This is a genomic window from Brevundimonas sp. (assembly GCF_031412435.1).
Classification (GTDB): Bacteria; Pseudomonadota; Alphaproteobacteria; order Caulobacterales; family Caulobacteraceae; genus Brevundimonas.
Genome location: NZ_JANODA010000019.1, coordinates 17441 through 35356 on the forward strand (window position 1 = coordinate 17441; position 17916 = coordinate 35356).

18 protein-coding genes are annotated in these 17916 nt (G+C 69.0%); 9 read left to right on the forward strand and 9 right to left on the reverse strand.

Annotation, left to right across the window (positions count from 1 at the left end):
* Positions 1-128: 128 nt before the first annotated feature.
* The 3 genes from RMO01_RS03625 to RMO01_RS03635 all read left to right on the forward strand — a co-directional run bounded on the left by RMO01_RS03625 (position 129) and on the right by RMO01_RS03635 (position 3708).
* A complete protein-coding gene (locus RMO01_RS03625) occupies positions 129-311 on the forward strand; it encodes a hypothetical protein (RefSeq protein ID WP_309627684.1) in 183 nt (60 codons plus the stop codon).
* 144 nt (positions 312-455) lie between these two features.
* A complete protein-coding gene (locus tag RMO01_RS03630) occupies positions 456-2999 on the forward strand; it encodes a tipN (protein WP_309627685.1) in 2544 nt (847 codons plus the stop codon).
* Between the two features lie 115 nt (positions 3000-3114).
* The gene (locus RMO01_RS03635) at positions 3115-3708 is read left to right on the forward strand and encodes a hypothetical protein (RefSeq protein WP_309627686.1); all 594 of its coding nucleotides are present in this window, start codon (positions 3115-3117) and stop codon (positions 3706-3708) included.
* Here RMO01_RS03635 and RMO01_RS03640 read toward each other — a convergent pair.
* Positions 3705-4862, reverse strand: coding sequence for an MFS transporter (locus RMO01_RS03640; protein WP_309627687.1), 1158 nt, complete (start codon positions 4860-4862; stop codon positions 3705-3707). The two genes, RMO01_RS03635 and RMO01_RS03640, sit on opposite strands and share 4 nt — an antisense overlap.
* A 49-nt stretch (positions 4863-4911) precedes the next feature.
* On the opposite strand from RMO01_RS03640, the gene RMO01_RS03645 reads away from it, so the two are divergent.
* Genes RMO01_RS03645 through RMO01_RS03655 form a run of 3 tightly spaced genes read left to right on the forward strand, consistent with a single transcriptional unit; the run spans position 4912 to position 6763 of the window.
* The gene (locus tag RMO01_RS03645) at positions 4912-5280 is read left to right on the forward strand and encodes a DUF423 domain-containing protein (RefSeq protein ID WP_309627688.1); all 369 of its coding nucleotides are present in this window, start codon (positions 4912-4914) and stop codon (positions 5278-5280) included.
* 28 nt (positions 5281-5308) lie between these two features.
* On the forward strand, positions 5309-6283 hold the full coding sequence (gene pip, locus RMO01_RS03650) for a prolyl aminopeptidase (RefSeq protein ID WP_309627689.1): 975 nt from the start codon (positions 5309-5311) through the stop codon (positions 6281-6283).
* A gap of 36 nt (positions 6284-6319) precedes the next feature.
* The gene (locus RMO01_RS03655) at positions 6320-6763 is read left to right on the forward strand and encodes a hypothetical protein (protein ID WP_309627690.1); all 444 of its coding nucleotides are present in this window, start codon (positions 6320-6322) and stop codon (positions 6761-6763) included.
* Between the two features lie 158 nt (positions 6764-6921).
* On the opposite strand, the gene rodA is transcribed toward RMO01_RS03655, so the two are convergent.
* From rodA to RMO01_RS03685, 6 genes are all read right to left on the reverse strand, one after another.
* Positions 6922-8085: a rod shape-determining protein RodA gene (rodA, locus tag RMO01_RS03660; RefSeq protein ID WP_309627691.1), complete on the reverse strand. Its 1164-nt coding sequence runs from the start codon at positions 8083-8085 to the stop codon at positions 6922-6924.
* Complete coding sequence (gene mrdA, locus RMO01_RS03665) at positions 8082-10088, reverse strand: penicillin-binding protein 2 (RefSeq protein WP_309627692.1); 2007 nt, start codon at positions 10086-10088, stop codon at positions 8082-8084. The genes rodA and mrdA overlap by 4 nt, the downstream gene beginning before the upstream one ends.
* Complete coding sequence (locus tag RMO01_RS03670; protein ID WP_309627693.1) at positions 10085-10585, reverse strand: hypothetical protein; 501 nt, start codon at positions 10583-10585, stop codon at positions 10085-10087. Before RMO01_RS03670 ends, mrdA begins: the two co-directional genes overlap by 4 nt.
* Before the next feature lie 14 nt (positions 10586-10599).
* The gene (mreC, locus tag RMO01_RS03675; RefSeq protein ID WP_309627694.1) at positions 10600-11610 is read right to left on the reverse strand and encodes a rod shape-determining protein MreC; all 1011 of its coding nucleotides are present in this window, start codon (positions 11608-11610) and stop codon (positions 10600-10602) included.
* A gap of 139 nt (positions 11611-11749) precedes the next feature.
* Complete coding sequence (locus tag RMO01_RS03680) at positions 11750-12790, reverse strand: rod shape-determining protein (RefSeq protein WP_013269710.1); 1041 nt, start codon at positions 12788-12790, stop codon at positions 11750-11752.
* 244 nt (positions 12791-13034) lie between these two features.
* Entirely contained in the window at positions 13035-13754 is a 720-nt protein-coding gene (locus RMO01_RS03685; protein WP_309627695.1) for a VTT domain-containing protein, read from the reverse strand.
* 104 nt (positions 13755-13858) lie between these two features.
* Between RMO01_RS03685 and RMO01_RS03690 the strand changes: the two genes are divergently transcribed.
* A complete protein-coding gene (locus tag RMO01_RS03690) occupies positions 13859-15064 on the forward strand; it encodes a pyridoxal phosphate-dependent aminotransferase (RefSeq protein WP_309627696.1) in 1206 nt (401 codons plus the stop codon).
* On the opposite strand, the gene RMO01_RS03695 is transcribed toward RMO01_RS03690, so the two are convergent.
* A complete protein-coding gene (locus RMO01_RS03695) occupies positions 15061-16017 on the reverse strand; it encodes a polyprenyl synthetase family protein (RefSeq protein ID WP_409013040.1) in 957 nt (318 codons plus the stop codon). The genes RMO01_RS03690 and RMO01_RS03695 overlap by 4 nt on opposite strands.
* Before the next feature lie 189 nt (positions 16018-16206).
* Here RMO01_RS03695 and RMO01_RS03700 point away from each other — a divergent pair, with 189 nt between their 5' ends.
* Positions 16207-16947, forward strand: a complete 741-nt coding sequence (locus tag RMO01_RS03700; RefSeq protein ID WP_309627697.1) for a methyltransferase — start codon at positions 16207-16209, stop codon at positions 16945-16947.
* Here RMO01_RS03700 and RMO01_RS03705 read toward each other — a convergent pair.
* Positions 16944-17231 carry a zf-TFIIB domain-containing protein gene (locus RMO01_RS03705; RefSeq protein WP_309627698.1) on the reverse strand — a complete coding sequence of 96 codons (288 nt, stop codon included), beginning with the start codon at positions 17229-17231 and terminating at the stop codon, positions 16944-16946. The two genes, RMO01_RS03700 and RMO01_RS03705, sit on opposite strands and share 4 nt — an antisense overlap.
* Before the next feature lie 300 nt (positions 17232-17531).
* Between RMO01_RS03705 and RMO01_RS03710 the strand changes: the two genes are divergently transcribed.
* On the forward strand, positions 17532-17916 hold a 385-nt coding region (locus RMO01_RS03710), incomplete at its 3' end, for a hypothetical protein (protein ID WP_309627699.1).

Genomic DNA, 17916 nt, shown 5'->3' on the forward strand with positions numbered 1-17916 from the left:
CCTGCAAAGACGCCCGGACACAACTTCCGTTCCACGCTCCCGCCCTGCCGGTCAATGCGGCTCGAACGCTGGATTGTCCGGTTCGTCGAAATCAGGCATAAGGCAGGCTGGAACGGGGGAGTACGCACGTGCAGGCGCTGATAGAGTTGCTGGCTGGCTTCATTGCCCTGCTCGCCACGGCGGCGCTGGCCCAGTTCGGCGTCGACCTGAACAGCGCGCCCCGCCCTGATCGCGAGATCCATCGTGTCAGCGATTGCCCGGAAGCGCCGACCCAGGCGCTGCTGACCACCCAACAAGACCACAAGTGCTAGGCGGCGACGCGTCAAATTGACGATCACAAGCTGCCGGGTGCTTTTTTGACGCAACGGCGAGTCGATACGCCCGCAAAATGGTCTAGGGTTGCGGTCGCGCGTGAATCCCGCGTCACGCGCCAGCCCACCTGAGATCCGCCCCCCATGAAGTCCCGCTCCCGGCCGCCTTTGACCCTGTCCGACCCCGAACCGGCGCCCGTGGGCGACGCGACGGCCGGTCTCGAAGACGCCACCCTCCCCAAACCTGTCCCGCAGCCCGAAAGCGCACCCGAACGGCCAATGTCGGAACGCCGCCGTCGGCGTCTGCTGGAACAGCAACAGAGCGCGGCAGATCTCGAACTGCCCTCGCCCGAACCCGTCGCCGCCGTCGCACCCGCGATCCAGTCCGCAGAGATCGAGCCGGCGTTGGAGCCGCTGACCTTCTCGACCAGCGCCGACGCCCCGCCTGCGACCTACGCGGAGCCGGCCGCGCCATCCGCGGCAACCACTCCACTCAGCCCTGCGCCGGTCCGGTCCGGCCCGTCCTATCTGATCGCCGGCGTCGCCGCGGCACTGTGGATCGCCGGCGTGGCCTCCTGGGCGGCCTATGAGGTCGGCTCCGGCGCGGTCTCGTCCGATCCCCTGCGCCTCGCGATCTACGCCTTGATCGCCCTCGCTCCAGCCGGTCTGGCCATCATGCTGGCCCACGCGGTCCGTCAGGGCGCGGGCCTGGCGTCTGAGACCCGCCGCGCCCGGGAACTGGCCGAAGCCCTCGTCGCCCCGACCGCCCTCGCGGCCCAGCAGACGGGTCACGTCCTGTCGGCTCTTCGCAACGACATCGACCAGGCGGCTCTCGCCGCCGAGCGCGCCCGCAACGACATGGCGCTTCTGCGCGAGGCCCTGTCGTTGGAGACCAACCGGCTGAACGAGGCCGCCGAGGCAGCCGGTCGCACGGCGCGTCGCCTGACGGAGTCCCTCGGTCGTGAGCGGGAAGAGATGACCGCCCTGGGCGGTCGCCTTGATGGACAGGCCTCGGGCGTGCTTGACGCCGTGGAGCGCCAGTCGCGCCTCATTGTCGATGCGTCGGACCTCGCCCAGACCCAGCTTCGCGAGGCCGAAGCCGCCCTCGCCGCCCGCGCTGCCGACCTCGCGGCCGCCGCCGGGGAGGCCCAGGATGCCGCCCGCATGGCCGCAGACGACCTCGCCCGCCAGACCCTGCGCCTCGAGAACGCCGGCACCGGGGTCGCCGAACAGATCCAGTCCGTCGAAGAGGGTCTGGGGCAGCAACGCGCCGCCCTGGTTACCGCCGCCTATGCACTGCGCACTGACCAGGAGGACTTCTCGGCCCAGGTCGAGAGCCAGCGCGCGCAGCTGACCGAGCAGCTGTCCGCGGCCCGCGCCGCGACCGGCGATCTGGGCGAGACTTCGGTCAAGGCGACCGAAGGCCTGCGCGACCTTGTCGAAGCCGCGACGGACCAGTTCCGCGCCCTCGTCGACCTGTCCCAGCGCGAGGCCGACGGTTTCGACGCCGCCACCAAACTGTCGCTCGACCGCTTCGAGGCTCTCGCCGCCGAGGCGCGCGACACGCTGGTCGAAGAAACGCGCCGCACGCTGGCGGTGCTCAAGGCCACGGCCGAGGAAAGCCGGCAGGCCGCTGACGGAGCTGCTGGTCAGGCTCAAATCCGCGCCGACCGTCTGGGCGAGGCCCTGTTCGACGCCGCCCAGAAGGCCGACATGGCCGCCGATGCCCGTGTCGAAGGCGCCCGCAGGATCGTCGGCGAAACCGTCGAACTGGTGGACCAGGCCGGCGAACGGGCGATCGAGAAGCTGGAAACCACCCTGTCCCGCATGACCCAGGCTCTGGCCGAGGTCGACGCCGCCATCGGCGATCTGGACGACCGCGCCTCCCGCCTGCCGGAAGAAGCCCGCGCCCGCGCGGAGGCGGTCCGCATCACGGTCGAGGAAGGGCTCGCCGCCTTGGGCGCCGCGTCGCGCAAGGCCGCCGAGGACACCGAGGCGCTGGACGCCGGCTTCCAGGAACGCGTCCGCCGCAACTACGACATGCTGACCGAGGCCGTTCGTTTGATGGGGGTCGTCTCCGGCGACGGCGGCGCCCCGATCCGACGGCGGGACACCCTCGCCGAACCGGCTCCGGCGACCGAGCGGCGCGCGCCGCCGGCCGAGACGGAACGCAGCTTCGGCCTGCGCGGCCGTCTGAAGCTGGCGCCCACTGCCGGCGATCCGGGCGCTCGTTCCGCGCCGCCTGCCAGGGACCGGCTCGACTGGAGCGATCTGGTCGATGACGGTCCGGGCGAAGCACCGCTCGATCTCGACACTCCGGTCATGCCCGCCGACGACGGCGCCCTGACCGACCGGATCACCGCCGCCATCCGCAGGATGGGCGTCGATCCGAACGCCCTTCTGCCCCGCTCGCGGGTCGAGGAGGCGGCGACCGCCTTCGCCGACCGCGATCCCGACCGGGCCCGCCAGATCGTCCGCCGCGTCGCCCCCGCGGCGGTCCGCAGCGTCTCGCGCCGGGTCATGAGCGATCCGGAATTGCGCGGAGATGCTGAACGGTATGTGCGCGCCTTCGCGGGTCGCCTCAGCAATGAAGCGCGTGACGGCTCCACGGCTGTTCTGGCGGCCCTGGCGACCGACGCAGGGCGGGCCTTCATGCTGCTTGATGCGGCGGTGGGCGATCTCGCCTGAAAAACGAATCGACCGCCCGAACCGTCCGGGTGGCCGCTTTTGACTTGACGAGATCGTCCGCTTGCGGACACCGTCCGCCCGCTGTCATGACGTTGTCACGCGCCTAGCAGGGTCCATGCTCGACACCATCGCCGAGAACCAGCCGGACCGCAGGCCTGCGATCCTTGTCTGCGTCTATGAGACGGCCGATCCGCTCTGGAACGCCCTCGACGGCGATCCTGACTGGAGGCTGCCCGGCGCGCGTTTGCGCCCGCTTGGCCCAAGAGAGCCCGCCGATCTGGCTGGGCGTATCACGGGCGAACTCGACCATGCCGACTGCCGCGCCGTCCTCCTCGTCGGCCGGACCCGCAAGAGTGACGGCTTCCGCGTCCAGATGCGGGCCGAGAACCGCGCCCTGACCGGCGGCAACAAACTGTCACGGACGGGACCCAGCCTGGCACGCGCGACCGCGCCCGTAGCCGAGATGGTCCGCGCACTGATCGATGCGGGCCTGAGCGCCGAGGCGACGTCGGACAGCGAGGAGGATGCGGGCTCCTACCTGCTCTATCGCGTGCTCACCGCCCTTCCGGATGACGCCGATGCTCCCGCCGTCGGTCTGCTGCGAGCGCCGTCGACGCTGAATGAAGCGCAGCTTCGGCTCGGCATACAGACCGCCGCCACGGCGATGGCTCGCCACCTGTCGCCCCTGCCTCGCGTCCGTCTCAGCTAGACGCCGCCGATCCGGCGCAGCCGCCAACCCAGCAGCAGGCCGATCACGGCCAGGCCGGTCATGGCCAAATAGCCCAACACCCCTACCCGGTCATACAGCGGCCCCGCCGCCAGGGTCGCCAGCCCGATCAGAATTCCGGCCGCCATCACGGAGTTCAGCGTCTGGGCAGCCGTATGCCCGCCGGGCGGGGCCAGCTTCTCGATGATTTGCAGCCCGGCCAGGTAGGTCGCCGCGAACGTCAGGGCGTGGAGCGCCTGCAGCGGCCACAGCACCCACAGCGGCGGAGCGAAGGCCAGGGCGGTCCAGCGGATCACCGCAGCCACGCCGCCCAGCATGAGGATGGTCCCCGGTCCGATGCCGCGCCGCTTCCGCCACGGCTCGACCCACCACATGAAGGCGATCTCGACCACGACCGACACGGCCCACAGCAGACCGGTCATGGTCTCGCTGATACCCTGCGCCTTCCACGCGATGGCCGAAAACCCGTAGTAGAAGCCGTGCGTCGCCTGCACCGCCCCGATGGCCAGGACGGCCGTCATGAAGACGGGGTCGACGGCCAGTCGCGTCAGTCCGGCGAACCTCTCCCGTCCCGCAACCTTCGGCCCCTCGGTCACCGGATCGCCGGGCAGAAGAGTGGCGGCTGTGACGGCGACCAGGGCCCCGGCGACGGCGATCCAGACGATGACCCAGTCCGCCGACCCCCGCGTCAAGATCGCGCCCATGATCACATTGGCGGCGACGAAGGCGGCCGAGCCGCACCCCCGGGGCCATGCGAAATCGAACCCGTGCCGCCGCGCGACCTGGAGCGAGAGAACATCGCTGAGCGGGATCAGCCCGGCCATGGCCGTCGCCGCGACGAACCACAGGAAACCTTGCAGCCAGACGCCCTCGGTCAGGCCTGCGCCCGCGTAGGCCAGACCGAGGACCAGTCCCAGGATGGCGATGGGCGAGCGCCGCCGCTGGAAACCGTCCGCCCAGACCGCGATGGCCGGGCCGGTGATGAGGCGGGCGAGCATCGGGGCCGCCAGCAGGATGCCGATCTCGGCGCCCGAGAACCCCTGGGCGCGGAACCACAAGCCCGCGAACGGCAGGCTCACGCCGTTGGCGCCGAAGAGCAACACATACTGCAGCGCCATGCGGCGTGACGGGTTCATGGCCGATCCGATAGCAGACGCCGACAGAAGCGTGGGCTACGGTCGACAAATGACTCGGAATCGTCACCTGGCCGTCTTCGCGGCCTTCAACGGCGCGATGGCGGTGGCTGTGGGGGCGTTCGCCGCCCACGGTGCGGGACCGCAGATCAAGACCCTGCTGACGACCGGCGCATCCTATCAGCTTGCCCACGCCCTGCTGGCCCTGATCTGCGCCGTCGCGCCGATTGGTCGGCTGGCGGCCGTGGCTGGATGGCTGGCCTCGGTCGGCGGCTTGATCTTCTGCCTGGCCCTGGCCTTCCTCGGCCTGCTCAGCCTGCCCGCGCTTGGCGCCGTCGCTCCGGTCGGCGGCGTACTGATGATCGCCGGCTGGCTGGTGCTTGCCTTCGCCGCGTTTCGGTCACAATCCGTAAACGCCTGACCCCCTAGCTGAAAGCTCCGACCACCGAATGGCCTTTCCTGTGACCGAGACGCCCCGACGCGAGCTATATCCCGAGCTTGAGCCCTTCGCGTCCGGATGGATGCAGACCGACAGCGCGCACGAGATCTACTACGAGGAGTGCGGCAACCCGCAAGGCAAGCCCGCGCTCGTCCTTCACGGCGGCCCCGGCGGGGCGGTGAACCCAGGCATGCGGCGCTATTTCGACCCGGCCATCTACCGTATCGTGCTGTTCGACCAGCGCGGCTGCGGCAAGTCCCGGCCGAACGCGTCGCTCGACGAAAACACCACCTGGACACTGATCGACGACATCGAGCGGCTGCGCGAACGCTGCGGCATCGACAAATGGACGGTCTTCGGCGGCTCCTGGGGTTCGACCCTGTCGATGGCCTACGCCATCACCCATCCGGAGCGCGTCGACGCCCTGATCCTGCGCGGCATCTTTCTGCTGACCAAGAAGGAACTGCACTGGTTCTACCAGGACGGCGCCTCGATGATCTTCCCGGACGCCTGGGAGAGGTTCGTCGCCCCGATCCCCGAGGATGAGCGCCACGACCTGATGGGCGCCTACTACAAGCGTCTGACCGGCGACGACAAGGAAGAGCGGGCGCGTTGCGCCATCGCCTGGTCCAGCTGGGAGGGCGAGACCGTCAGCGTCGAGGGCCCGTCGGCTCGTCCCGACAAGTTCGCCGAGCCCGACTTCGCGGTCGCCTTCGCCCGGATCGAGTGCTGGTATTTCGTCAACGGCGGCTTCTTCCCCGAGGAGGGCTGGCTGCTCAAGAACGTCGGCCGGATCCGCCATATCCCGACCTGGATCGCTCAGGGCCGGTTCGACGTGGTCACCCCGATCGTCAGCGCCTGGGCCCTGCATCGCGCCTTCCCGGAAGCGAAGCTGGATGTCGTCCCGGACGCCGGCCACGCCTCGACCGAACCCGGGATCATCGACAGTCTGGTGCGCGCCACCGACTGGGCGGCCACGATTTAGGCGGAACCCGCCCGGCCTCCTGCGCGTAAGCGCGGGATGGCGGCAAAGCTGAAGGTCTTCACCTGGTCCGACGGTTTTCACGCCTTCACGGTGGCGGCGTCCTCGCGCCCGAAGGCTCTGGAGGCCTGGGGCGTCGATCAGGACCTGTTCAAGACCGGTCTGGCCCATGAGGTCGACGACGGCCCGGACCGCGACGCCGCCCTCGCCTCCCCTGGCGCGGTGATCACTCTCGGCCTGACGGTGGATGTCGGCAAGGCGGAGAAGCGGAAGGCCAAGCCCGGGAACGCCAAAGCCAGGGCGAAGCTCAGGGCGTTGGAAGCCGAACTGGAAATCCTGGACGCCGAACAGGCCGAAACGGGTCAGGTGCTGAATGACCGGCAGGCGGCGCTGGACGCGGAGCGGCGGCGGCTTGAAGCGGACCATGACAAGTCGCGCGCGGTCCTGTCGGCGAAGGTGAAGGCCGCCCGCACCGCAATCTGAGTCCGCTTCGCCCGGACCAAAGATACCCTGACGAAACGGACGAAACGGACGACCGCGTCGAGGGCGGTTGCGAACGCTTCAACGACCCGAAGCCGATGTCGGTATCAGCACCGTCCTACGCAAGGGTTTTGGGAGAATAAATTCCCCTCGCGGATCAGTCAGAACAGGCCGTTGCCCTTGGGCAGTTCGGCGTAGCGGTTGACCCGGACGGCCATGACCAGGGCGAAGCCGATCATCACCGTCAGCATGGACGAGCCGCCGTAGGACAGCAGCGGCATCGGCACGCCCACGACCGGCGCGAGACCCATGACCATGGCGCCGTTGATCAGGACGAACAGGGCGAAGAAGGCGACCATGCCGGCCGAGGCGATCCGCCCGAAATGGCTGTGGGAGAGCGATGAGATGCGCAGGGCGATCAGGATGATCCCGACGTAACACATCAGCACGGTGAAGGAGCCGACGAAGCCGAACTCCTCCGACAGGGTCGAGAAGATGAAGTCGGTTTGGCGCTCTGGCAGGAATTCCAGCTGGCTCTGGCTTCCGAGACCATAGCCCCGTCCCAGGAGACCACCGGAGCCGAGGGCGATCTTGGACTGGATGATATTGTAGCCGGTGCCGGACGGGTCGGATTCCGGACTGAGGAAGGTCAGAACCCGGTTCCGCTGGTAGTCGTGCATCACGAACATCACGAAGGGCGGGATCACCGCCACGGCCGCTGCGATCGCCGCAGCTATGATCCGCCAGCTCAGCCCGGCCAGGAACATGACGACCGCCCCGGTCAGGCCGATGATCATGGCCGAGCCCAGGTCCGGCTGTTTGGCCACGAGCAGGAAGGGCACCCCGATCATCCCGATCGGGAAGATCAGCTTCCAGTGCCAACGCGCCTCCTTGGCGCTGTGGTCATGATACCAGCGGGCCAGGGCCAGGACGAGGCCGATCTTCATGAACTCGGCCGGCTGGATACGGGTAAAGCCAAGGTTCAGCCAGTTCTTCGCCCCTGCTCCTGCCGGTTCGTAGCCCAGGGGCGTGAACTCGATCATCAGAACCATGATCAGCAGCACGCCGTACATCGGATAGGCCGCCTGGAACCACCACTTCAGATCAACCATCGACAGGACCAGCATGACCGCCAGCAGGGCGCAGAAGCGCACCAGGTGATCGAGGGCCCAGGGCTGCCAGCTGCTGCCGGCGATAGAATACTGCATCGCACAGCCGACGCCGGCGATGACGCACATGAGGCTCACCAGCCGCCAGTCGATCTGGGACAGCTTGACCGAAAGGCGATCGCGTTCGCCGGGGCGGGTCAGGGCTGACGCGGTCATTGGGCGCCGGGCAGATAGGGCCGCGGACCCGCGTCGGCGGCCGGAGCCGTCGGAGCGGTCGCAGGAGCCGGCGGTCCATCCTCCGCCAGAGGCGTCGGATCCAGCGCCGCAGCCTCGAAGCCGGATTGTTCAATCCGAGCCCGGATCTCGGGATCCTTCAACAGGGCCACCCGCATGATCTCACGCGCCCGGGGCGCGCCGGCGGTGCCGCCGCCCATGCCCCCGTGCTGGACGATGACGGACACGGCGTAGCGGGGGTTGTCGGTCGGGGCGTAGGCGATGAAGAGGTTGTGGTCCTTCTCTCCCCAAGGCCGGCCTGCGCCCCTGCGCGAGCCCGAACCATAGTTTCGGGCCTGGGCCGTACCGGTCTTGCCCGCCATCCGCACCGCGCCGAGGCCCAGCTGGCTGTTGCGGAAGCCGGTTCCGCCGACGTCGGTCACGGCCTCCATGCCGTCACGCATGACCTTGACCAGGTCGGCATCGAACGGCAGGTCCGTGAACGCGGCGCTATGGGGCTGCTCCACACCGCCGATCGACTTGATCAGGCGCGGCATGACCGCCTTCTGTCCGTTGGCGATGCGGGCGGTGTAAACCGCCAACTGCAGGGCGTTGACGTTCAGCGCCCCCTGCCCGATCGAATAGCTGGGCGTCTCGCCCGGGTACCATTTGCCGTCCCCTCGCACCGGGTTGTCGCGACGCCACTGGGTGTCCGGCACCAGGCCCCGCTTCTGGCCGTCGATGCCGATGTCGAAAATCTGTCCAAGGCCCAGGTCGCGCGCCGATTCTGCGATCGCGTCGGGGCCCATCTCGACGCCGAGGGTCATGAAATAGACGTTGCACGACGCCTTGAGGGCATTGCGCATATCCAGCGAACCGTGACGGCCCAGACAGGCGAACCGACGCCCGAGATAGTAGCCGCCGGTGCAGGTGATCCGCCGATCCGGGCTGACCCCGCGCCGCAGGGCCGCCAGGCCGACCACGGGCTTGAAGGTCGATCCGGGCGCGAAGGTGCCGTCGATGACCTTGTCGGTGAGCGGCCGCCGCTCATAGTCCGCGAGGGCGCGATAGGTGCGCGTCGGCACCCCGCTGACGAACAGGTTGGGATCGAAGGACGGGGCCGAGACCATGGCCAGAATGTCGCCGTTGCGGACGTCCATGACGACGCAGCCGCCGGACTCCTCACCGAACACTTCGAGCGCCCGGTTCTGGATGTCGGCATCCAGTGTCAGGACCACGTCCTGGCCGGGCACGGCCGGACGCGAACCGCCGACGTCCTCGGCCACGACCCGCCCGCGAGCATCGACCTCGACCCGGTTGCCGCCGGCCTCGCCGCGCAGCTGGGCGTCCAGCGCCTTCTCCACCCCGGTGCGTCCGATGCGGAAGCCCGGGTTGAACATGACCTGCGGCGGCTCTTCGCCCTTGTCGCGGATGGCCTTGATGTCGCGGTCCGAAACCTTGGCGACATAACCGATCACATGGGCGAAGGCGCCGGTGAAGGGGTAGTAGCGGGCCTCGTTCATGTCGGCCATGACGCCCGGCAGTTCGGGAGCGTAGAGATTGACCTTGGCGAACTCCTCCCATGTCAGGTCGCTCTTGACCGGGACGGGGCTGAAGCGCGGGGCGGCGTTGACGTCGCGGATGATCGCCCGGCGGCGGTCGAGGGTGTCCGGCAGCAGGCGGCCCAGCAGATCCAGTGTCTGGTCCAGATCCTTGGTTTCGTCGCGCACGACCAGGACGCGGAAGCTCGGCCGGTTGCCGGCGATGGTGACGCCGTTGCGATCCAGGATGCGGCCGCGTGGAGGCGGGACCAGGCGGAAGTTGAACTGGTTCTGGCTGGCGAGGGTCGAATACTCCTGCGCCTGGACGACCTGCAGCTGGGCCAAGCGGACGGTCAGGGCCGTCACGCCCAAGACCGTCAGACCGCCGACCACGAAGGTGCGGCGCAGGAACGAGCCCTGACGCTCGTTCACGTCGGAGAAGAAGATGGAAGGTTCGCTGCTCATCTGAACCGCACGTCGCCATCATCGAACCGCTGGATCATCCAGTCGGCCGCAGGGAAAAGAAGCAGGGTCGGGACGACTTGCCCCAGAAGGGCCAGCAGGCTGGGCGCCCGGCCCGCATCCAATGTGACCACCAGATACGCCACGATGAAGGCGGCCAGGACGCAGAGAGCATACCAGACGAACAGTATCTGGGTTTCCTGACCGGCCAGGAGGTTCCGCGAGGCGAGGACGACGCCGTAGACGCTCAGCAGGCACAGCGGCCACAGGCCAAGCGTCCCGCCCCAGAACATGTCGAGGAACAGACCCAGACCGAACAGCATGGCGGGTGCGACCATCGACGGACGGATCAGGGGCCAGGCGAAGGCGAGGATCAGCGGCAGGACCGGTTCGGGCAGCTTCAGGCCGAACAGTTCCACCGGCGTGGCCAGGAGAACCGTCAGAGCGATGGCGACAAGCGCGGGGTAGAGGACCCACTGGGTCGGCCCAACGACCCGCATGGCGACGGCTCGTCTCACTCGGCGGGCCTTGGCTGGGCAGGCGTCGCGGGCGTTGTCGCGGTCGCGGCGCGGTCGCGGCGGGCGGCGGCGTCGCTGATGGCGGCGGCGGCCTCGGCGGTCGGCGCCGGGGCGGCGCCCAGTCCGGCCAGCGGCGGGGCGTTCAGGGCGTCAGGCGTGACCAGTTGGCCGAAGTCCTGGAACAGCATGACGCGCACGTAGTCGATGGCGCCCCGATCGCTGAACAGCTTGACCCGCCAGGAACCGTCGATGCCGCGCGCTGCGACGCCGATGGGAAGGCCGCGTGGGAAGCCGCCCCCATCGCCGGAGCTCAGGATGCGGTCGCCGGCCTGGACCGAGTCCTGGCCACGCACGAACTCCAGACGCGGATTGCCCGACCCGTCGCCGGTCAGCATGGCGCGGGCGTCGGTGCGGTCGATCAGGACCGGCGTGCGGGAGGCCACGTCGGTGAGCAGCAGCACCCGGCTGACTCCGCCAGTCGCGCCGACGACGCGGCCGACCAGACCATCCTCGTTGATCACGGGATTGCCGATGCGCACGCCCTTCGACGTGCCCGCGTCCAGCAGGCGGGCGTTTATGAAGGGGCCGCGCGATTCCGAGATCGAACGCGCCGTCGCCATGGCCACGGGCGGTTCGGTCCGCAGACCCAGCATGGCTTCATAGCGGGCATTGACGTTCTTCAGGGCGATGGCCTGGTCGCGCCACGGCCGCAGCTCTTCGAGCTCGGCGCGCAGGCGGCGGTTCTCCGACACGGCGAAGAAATAGCCCTTCACATAGTCGGTGGCGTTGCCTGCCCAGCGCACGGGCCAGGCCAGGATGCCGTTTACAGGGCCGGCCCCAGCGTCGAAGCCTGCACGCACAGGGCCGTAGCTGTCGCCCGCCGCGTCGTGGCGGCGGTCGGCCAGGATCATGACGATCGAGGCGATGATGGCGACCCCGGTCACGACCGCGGCGGTCCACGCCAGCGGCACTTTCAGCGACTCGAACGGTCCGTCGCGAAACGCCACGGCCTAGCCTTCCAATAGAGGTCAGAATCGACGGGACGCCACCCGCCGCTGTGTGCAGCCTATCGCAAAAACCGGACCAGTTTGAAACCGGCGATTACGCCGGAATCACAAGGATTTGCGGCAGCGCTCGAACCGGGGCCTAGAGGGCCGAGTCGAGGACGCCCTTCATCCAGCGCGGATGCTCCAGAACGCGGCCGCAACCGATGGCCACGCAGGACAGCGGATCGTCGGCGACCGAGACCGGAAGGCCGGTGTGATCGCGGATCTCGGCGTCCAGACCGCGCAGCAGGGCCCCGCCACCCGTCAGCATGATGCCCTTGTCGGCGATGTCGGCGGCCAGCTCCGGAGGCGTGGCCTCCAGCGCGACCTTCACGGCGTCGATGATCTGCGAGACGGGTTCTGCAAGAGCTTCAGCAGCCTGGCGCTCGGAGATGCGGACCTCGCGGGGGACGCCCTGCATCAGGTCGCGGCCCTTGACCTCGATCGACAGGCCTTCGCCGTCGGCCGGGATGCGGGCGGTGCCGATGTCCTTCTTGATGCGTTCGGCGGTCGTCTCGCCGATCAGCAGGTTATGGTTGCGGCGCATGTAGCTGATGATGGAGTCGTCCATCTTGTCGCCGCCGACGCGGACCGAACGCGAATAGACGATGCCCGACAGCGACAGCACGGCCACCTCTGTGGTGCCGCCGCCGATGTCGACGACCATCGAACCCGTGGGCTCGTGGATCGGCAGGCCGGCGCCGATCGCGGCGGCCATCGGCTCGTCGATCAGGCCCACGCGACGGGCCGAGGCGTTCAGGCAAGAATCGTTGATGGCGCGACGCTCGACCGCCGTGGCGCCCGACGGAACGCAGACGATGATCTTGGGGTTCACGAAACCCTTGCGGTTATGAACCTTGCGGATGAAGTGTTTGATCATCTCCTCGGCGACTTCGAAGTCGGCGATGACCCCGTCACGCATCGGGCGAATGGCTTCCATGTGACCGGGCGTGCGGCCCAGCATCTGCTTGGCCTCGATGCCCACGGCGTGCACGATCTTCCGGCCACCGACGTTGCGCAGTGCGACCACGGACGGCTCATTCAGAACTATGCCCTTGCCCTTCATGTAGATCAGGGTGTTGGCGGTCCCGAGGTCCATCGCGATGTCGTTCGAGATGGCGCCGAAAAGGGAGAAGCTCATGGGGGTCGAATACCGTTCGGTTGGGGCCTTCAAGGCGCTGCAGTTCGACCGGTTTCGGCGACGCCCCATCCGGCGCGTATCCCCACACGCCACGGATTTCCTGATCGTCCTCGCCTGACCGGCCGTGGCCCGTTTGCCCTCATGGGCAGGCGAATACAAGCCCCGATGCCGCGCGAGCGACCGCATCCGATCACGACCAGGTTACGGCCCCGCTTGGGCTTCTGCGATGTCCGACCTCTGAAGGTTAGTCGGCCTCGTCGCCCATCCGCTCGCGACGCCTCACGAGCTCGCGCACGCCCAGCATCAGCGCCATCCAGACCACGGCGACACCGGCCAGAATGAGCGAGGTCCAGACGCCGTCGCCGCTGACGGCCGCGACCACCGCCCCACCGAAGAAGGCGACCAGCGCCGTCTTCGGCAGGACGCCCAGGGCGCAGCCCGCCAGAAAGGCCGGGAACGAGGCGCGCGTCGCGCCGAACGCCATGTTGACGACGATGAAGGGCGCCGACGGCACGTTGCGGATCATGAAGCTGGCGTAGAAGGCATTCTTGCCCACGAACCGCTTCAGCCGGTCCAGGGTCTTGCCGCCGAACCGGTCCAGCGTCCGCGCCGTGGGTCCCCGCCCCAGCCAGTAGGTCACCCCTGCAGAGACCACCGTCGCCGCCCAGCTGTAAAAGAAGCCCAGCGACGGCCCGAAGGCGACGACACAGGCGGCGATCAAGATGAACTGGGGGGCGCCGATAAACGCTGCGACCACGAACAGGGCCACCGTCGCGGCGAAGGCCCAGGGGCTGCCGCGATAGCCCTGCAGCCAGCCTTCCAGGTTCTCCTCGGCCGCCAGCCCGAACTGGCTCTTGCCGAGCGCCAGCAGGCCCACGGTCGCCCCAAGCAGCAGGGCGGCCGCCAGCGCCGTACGCCAGCGCCGGCCCTCCATGTTGAGGATGAAGTCCAGAATGCGCTTCATGAAGGGGCCGCTTAGCATCCCCGGAGCCGGACGCGCGAGCCTCACGGTTTGATCCGCCTTTCGCAACTGCGTAAGAGACAACGCCGCTCTCCCCGGGAATCGCCATGTCACAACTGCAATCCGCCGCCCTCGCCCGCGTCCAGCCGTCCGCCACCCTCGCGGTCACCGCCAAGGCCCGTGAGCTCAAGCGCGCCGGTCGCGACATTATCGGCCTGGGCGCCGGCGAGCCGGACTTCGACACCCCGGACAACATCAAGGCCGCCGCCATCGCCGCCATCCAGCGCGGCGAGACCAAATACACCGACGTCGACGGCACGCCCGAGCTGAAGGCGGCCATCGTGGCCAAGTTCGCCCGCGAGAACGGCCTGACCTATACGGCGGCGCAGGTTCACGTCGCCTCGGGCGGCAAGCCGGTGATCTACAACGCCTTCGTCGCCACGCTGAACCCCGGCGACGAGGTCATCGTGCCGGCGCCCTACTGGGTCTCCTATCCGGACATGGTCCTGCTGGCCGGCGGCGAGCCCGTCTTCGTCACGGGCGAGGAGTCCGACGGCTTCAAACTGCGCCCCGAGGTTCTGGAGGCCGCGATCACGCCCCGGACCAGGTGGCTGATCCTCAACTCGCCGTCCAACCCGACCGGCGCCGCCTACACGAGGGCCGAGCTGGAAGCCCTGGCCGACGTCGTGCGTCGTCATCCGCAGGTCTGGGTCCTGACCGACGACATGTACGAACACCTGACCTACGGCGACTTCGAGTACACGACGATCGCCCAGGTCGCGCCGGACCTCTACGACCGCACCCTGACGGTCAACGGCGTGTCCAAGGCCTATGCCATGACCGGCTGGCGGATCGGCTATGCGGGCGGGCCCAAGCCCCTGATCGATCTGATGCGCAAGGTCGCCAGCCAGACGACGTCCAACCCCTCCTCCATCAGCCAGGCGGCTGCCGTCGAGGCCCTGAACGGGCCCCAGGACTTCATCGCCGAACGCGGTCAGGCGTTCGAACGCCGTCGCGATCTGGTCGTGTCGATGCTGAACCAGGCGACAGGCGTCCGCTGCCCGAATCCGGAAGGGGCCTTCTACGTCTATCCGTCGATTCATGGACTGATCGGCAAGACGACCCAGGGCGGTACGGTCATCGACACGGACGAGACCTTCGCCTCCGCCCTGCTGGAGGCCGAGGGGGTGGCCGTGGTGCACGGGGCGGCGTTCGGCCTGAGCCCCTATTTCCGAATCAGCTACGCGACCTCGGAATCGGTGCTTGAAGAGGCCTGCAGCCGCATCCAGCGGTTCACCGCCTCGCTGCGTTAAGCCGCGCGGCTGACCGCGAAGTCCGCCAGGCCTTCCAGCGCGTCGCGCCAGGGGCTGGCGGGCAGGACGCGCAGCGCCGCCTTGGCCGCGTCGGCATACTCGTCGGCGGCGTCCAGGGTCGAGGCCAAGGCGCCCGTGCCGATGATCAGTTCGCGCGCCCGGCGGAAGTCGTCATCCGTCCGGTCGCCCTTGTTGATGGTCCGCTCCCAGAAGGCATCCTCGCGGCCCCGCGTGCGGGCCACGGCCAGTAGCAGCGGCAGGGTCGCCTTGCCCTCGCGGAAGTCGTCGCCGGGATTCTTGCCCAGATCCTTGCTGACGCCGCTGTAGTCCAGGCTGTCGTCCACCAGCTGGAAGGCGACCCCCAGGTCCTGGCCGTACTTGCGCAGGGCCAGGCATTGTTCGGGACTGGCGCCGGCCGACACCGCGCCGGCCTCGGCGGCGGCGGCGAACAGCTCGGCGGTCTTGGCCTTGATGATCTCCAGGTACATGTCCTGGTGCAGGTTCAGGTCGTGGGCGCGGGTCAGCTGCAGCACCTCGCCCTCGGCGATCACCCGGCTGGCGCGCGCCAGGATCTCCAGGGCCTGCATGGAGCCGGCCTCGACCATCAGTTCGAAGGCGCGCGCGAACAGGAAGTCCCCCACCAGGACGCTGGCCGGCGCGCCCCAGATCAGGTGGGCGGCGACCTTGCCCCGGCGAAGCTCCGAGGAATCCACCACGTCGTCATGCAGCAGGGTGGCGGTGTGGATAAACTCCACGGCTGCGGCCAGCTTCAGGCAGGAATCGTCCTGGGCGCCCGACAGGCGCGCCGCGGCGATGGTCAGCAGGGGCCGCAGACGTTTGGCCGAGCCGCCGATCAGGTGTTCGGCCAGGGCCGGGATCACCGCCACCGGGCTCTGCATCCGATCGCGGATCAGGGCGTCGACGCCGGCCATGTCGGGCTGCGCGAGTTCCATAAGGCCGTCGATGGAGGCGGGCTTTCGGGTGACCGGGGCGCTGACTGCGGCCACGAGGACTCCTGGTCTAGGCACGGCGATACGGGGGGACCGCCGTTTGCGGGGACAATGGTGACGCGATAAGGCACGGTCAAGGAGAGCACAACGCCCCACCGTGCCGATATGGCGATTACGAGTCAGCAAGCCGACATGGACGCAACACCCGAGGACCGGCTGCTGGACGGTCGCGTGCGCCTGCGTCAGGCGCCGGACGGCTACCGCGCGGGCATGGACGCCGCCCTGCTGTCGGCCGCCTGCGACGCACCGGACGGCGCCCGGGTGCTGGACGCTGGCTGCGGGGTCGGCGGCGCCCTGCTGGCCGCGGCGGCCCGGCGTCCGGCGACCCTGTTCGTCGGGTTGGAGCGCGATCGCGCCGCCGCCGCCCTGGCCCGGGAGAACGTGGCGCTGAACGATATGGCCGCCCGGGTGGAGATTCTGGAGGGCGACGTGGCCCTGCCCTTCAAGACCCTGGGCCTGGCCCCCTTCGACACGGTGATGGCCAACCCGCCGTTCTTTGACGACCGCGGGGCCCTCCGGGCGCCAGCCCCCGCCAAGCAGGGCGCCTGGATGGCCGATGGCGGCCTCGAGGCCTGGACGAGCTTCCTGCTGAAGGCGGTGCGCGAGGGAGGGAGCATCACCCTGATCCACCGCGCCGATCGCCTGGCCGACATCCTGGCCCTGCTGGCGCCCAAGGCGGGCTCCTTCCAGGTCCGGCCCATCCACGCCCACGCCGACGCGCCGGCCAAGCGGGTTCTGATCCGCGCCCTCAAGACGGGCAAGGCGCCGCTGCGGCTCTTGCCGCCCCTGGTCCTGCACCCGCGCGAAGGCGCCAAGCACACGGCCGAGGCCGAGGCGATCCTGCGGGGCGAGGCGGCGCTCGGCTGGCTCTAGTCGAAGATGTCGAACAGGTCGAAGCGCTTCTTGCGCCGGTGGCTGGGGTGACGGTGGTCATCGTCGTCGTCATAGTCGCGCCGAGGACGCTCGGGTTCGCGCCAGATGCGCGGCGCGGCGGTCTCCTGGGCCGGCGCGTCCCCACGCCCCGCCGCGATCAGCTTCTCAAGCTCCCCACGGTCCAGCCAGACGCCCCGGCAGGACGGGCACATGTCGAACTCCACGGCTTGCCGGCTGACGGCCGACATCGAGGTGTTGCAGTTGGGGCAAAGCAGCAGAGGCATCGGATGGGGCGCTCCATGACATCTGTTCAAGGGAACGGGTGCGCCCGAAGACCGGGACCGAGGACTGGGGGGCCAAACCTTCTAGGACCCAGCATCGAGCGCACCCGATGCAGTCCGACATCGCGATCCGCTCGGGGAGGAGAGCTATGGATCGCCAGAGGGGCCCGGCCTGCGATCCCTGAGCTAGGTAGCCCGCTCGCCTTTGGGAAGGGTGGGCCCCGTCTTTTTTTGATCGCCCCCTGGCGGGCGGCGGCGTGCGCCGTCTAACCTCCGCGCGCGGAACTCGCAGACGGAGCGTGCGTGACCGGACCTTGGCAGCCTGACGAGAACGAGCCGCCTCAGCGCAGCGTGACGCCGTTGCGCCTGCTGATCTGGCTCGCCAGCCGGGCCGCGGTCATGCTCGGGGTGTGGGCCCTTCTTCAGACCTTTCCGGGCGTCATCAGCTCGCCGGCGGACTGGGCCTGGGTGGGCTGGGGCGTCTTCATGATGGCCCTGTTCTCCACCGCCATGCTGGACGTCGGCCGTATCCGCTGGGCCGAAAAGGCGCGCCATGCCGCGATCTGGGCCGGCATTGTCGCGGTGCTGATCCTGGCGGTCAGCTACCGTGCCGAGCTCGCCGGGGTGGCCCAAAGAGTCCGCATGACCCTGTCGCCCTCCTATCCCGTCGCCACCGCGCCGCGCGAGC

What these genes read in the sequence shown, in the direction of transcription:
- RMO01_RS03635 (WP_309627686.1), top strand. Translation starts at nt 3,115, where the DNA reads ATGCTCGACACCATCGCCGAGAACCAGCCGGACCGCAGGCCTGCGATC.
- RMO01_RS03655 (WP_309627690.1), top strand. Translation starts at nt 6,320, where the DNA reads ATGGCGGCAAAGCTGAAGGTCTTCACCTGGTCCGACGGTTTTCACGCC.
- pip (WP_309627689.1), top strand. Translation starts at nt 5,309, where the DNA reads ATGGCCTTTCCTGTGACCGAGACGCCCCGACGCGAGCTATATCCCGAG.
- RMO01_RS03685 (WP_309627695.1), bottom strand. Translation starts at nt 13,754, where the DNA reads ATGAAGCGCATTCTGGACTTCATCCTCAACATGGAGGGCCGGCGCTGG.
- RMO01_RS03705 (WP_309627698.1), bottom strand. Translation starts at nt 17,231, where the DNA reads ATGCCTCTGCTGCTTTGCCCCAACTGCAACACCTCGATGTCGGCCGTC.
- RMO01_RS03640 (WP_309627687.1), bottom strand. Translation starts at nt 4,862, where the DNA reads ATGAACCCGTCACGCCGCATGGCGCTGCAGTATGTGTTGCTCTTCGGC.
- RMO01_RS03645 (WP_309627688.1), top strand. Translation starts at nt 4,912, where the DNA reads ATGACTCGGAATCGTCACCTGGCCGTCTTCGCGGCCTTCAACGGCGCG.
- RMO01_RS03680 (WP_013269710.1), bottom strand. Translation starts at nt 12,790, where the DNA reads ATGAGCTTCTCCCTTTTCGGCGCCATCTCGAACGACATCGCGATGGAC.
- RMO01_RS03630 (WP_309627685.1), top strand. Translation starts at nt 456, where the DNA reads ATGAAGTCCCGCTCCCGGCCGCCTTTGACCCTGTCCGACCCCGAACCG.
- mrdA (WP_309627692.1), bottom strand. Translation starts at nt 10,088, where the DNA reads ATGAGCAGCGAACCTTCCATCTTCTTCTCCGACGTGAACGAGCGTCAG.
- RMO01_RS03700 (WP_309627697.1), top strand. Translation starts at nt 16,207, where the DNA reads ATGGACGCAACACCCGAGGACCGGCTGCTGGACGGTCGCGTGCGCCTG.
- RMO01_RS03670 (WP_309627693.1), bottom strand. Translation starts at nt 10,585, where the DNA reads ATGCGGGTCGTTGGGCCGACCCAGTGGGTCCTCTACCCCGCGCTTGTC.
- RMO01_RS03695 (WP_409013040.1), bottom strand. Translation starts at nt 16,017, where the DNA reads ATGGAACTCGCGCAGCCCGACATGGCCGGCGTCGACGCCCTGATCCGC.
- rodA (WP_309627691.1), bottom strand. Translation starts at nt 8,085, where the DNA reads ATGACCGCGTCAGCCCTGACCCGCCCCGGCGAACGCGATCGCCTTTCG.
- RMO01_RS03690 (WP_309627696.1), top strand. Translation starts at nt 13,859, where the DNA reads ATGTCACAACTGCAATCCGCCGCCCTCGCCCGCGTCCAGCCGTCCGCC.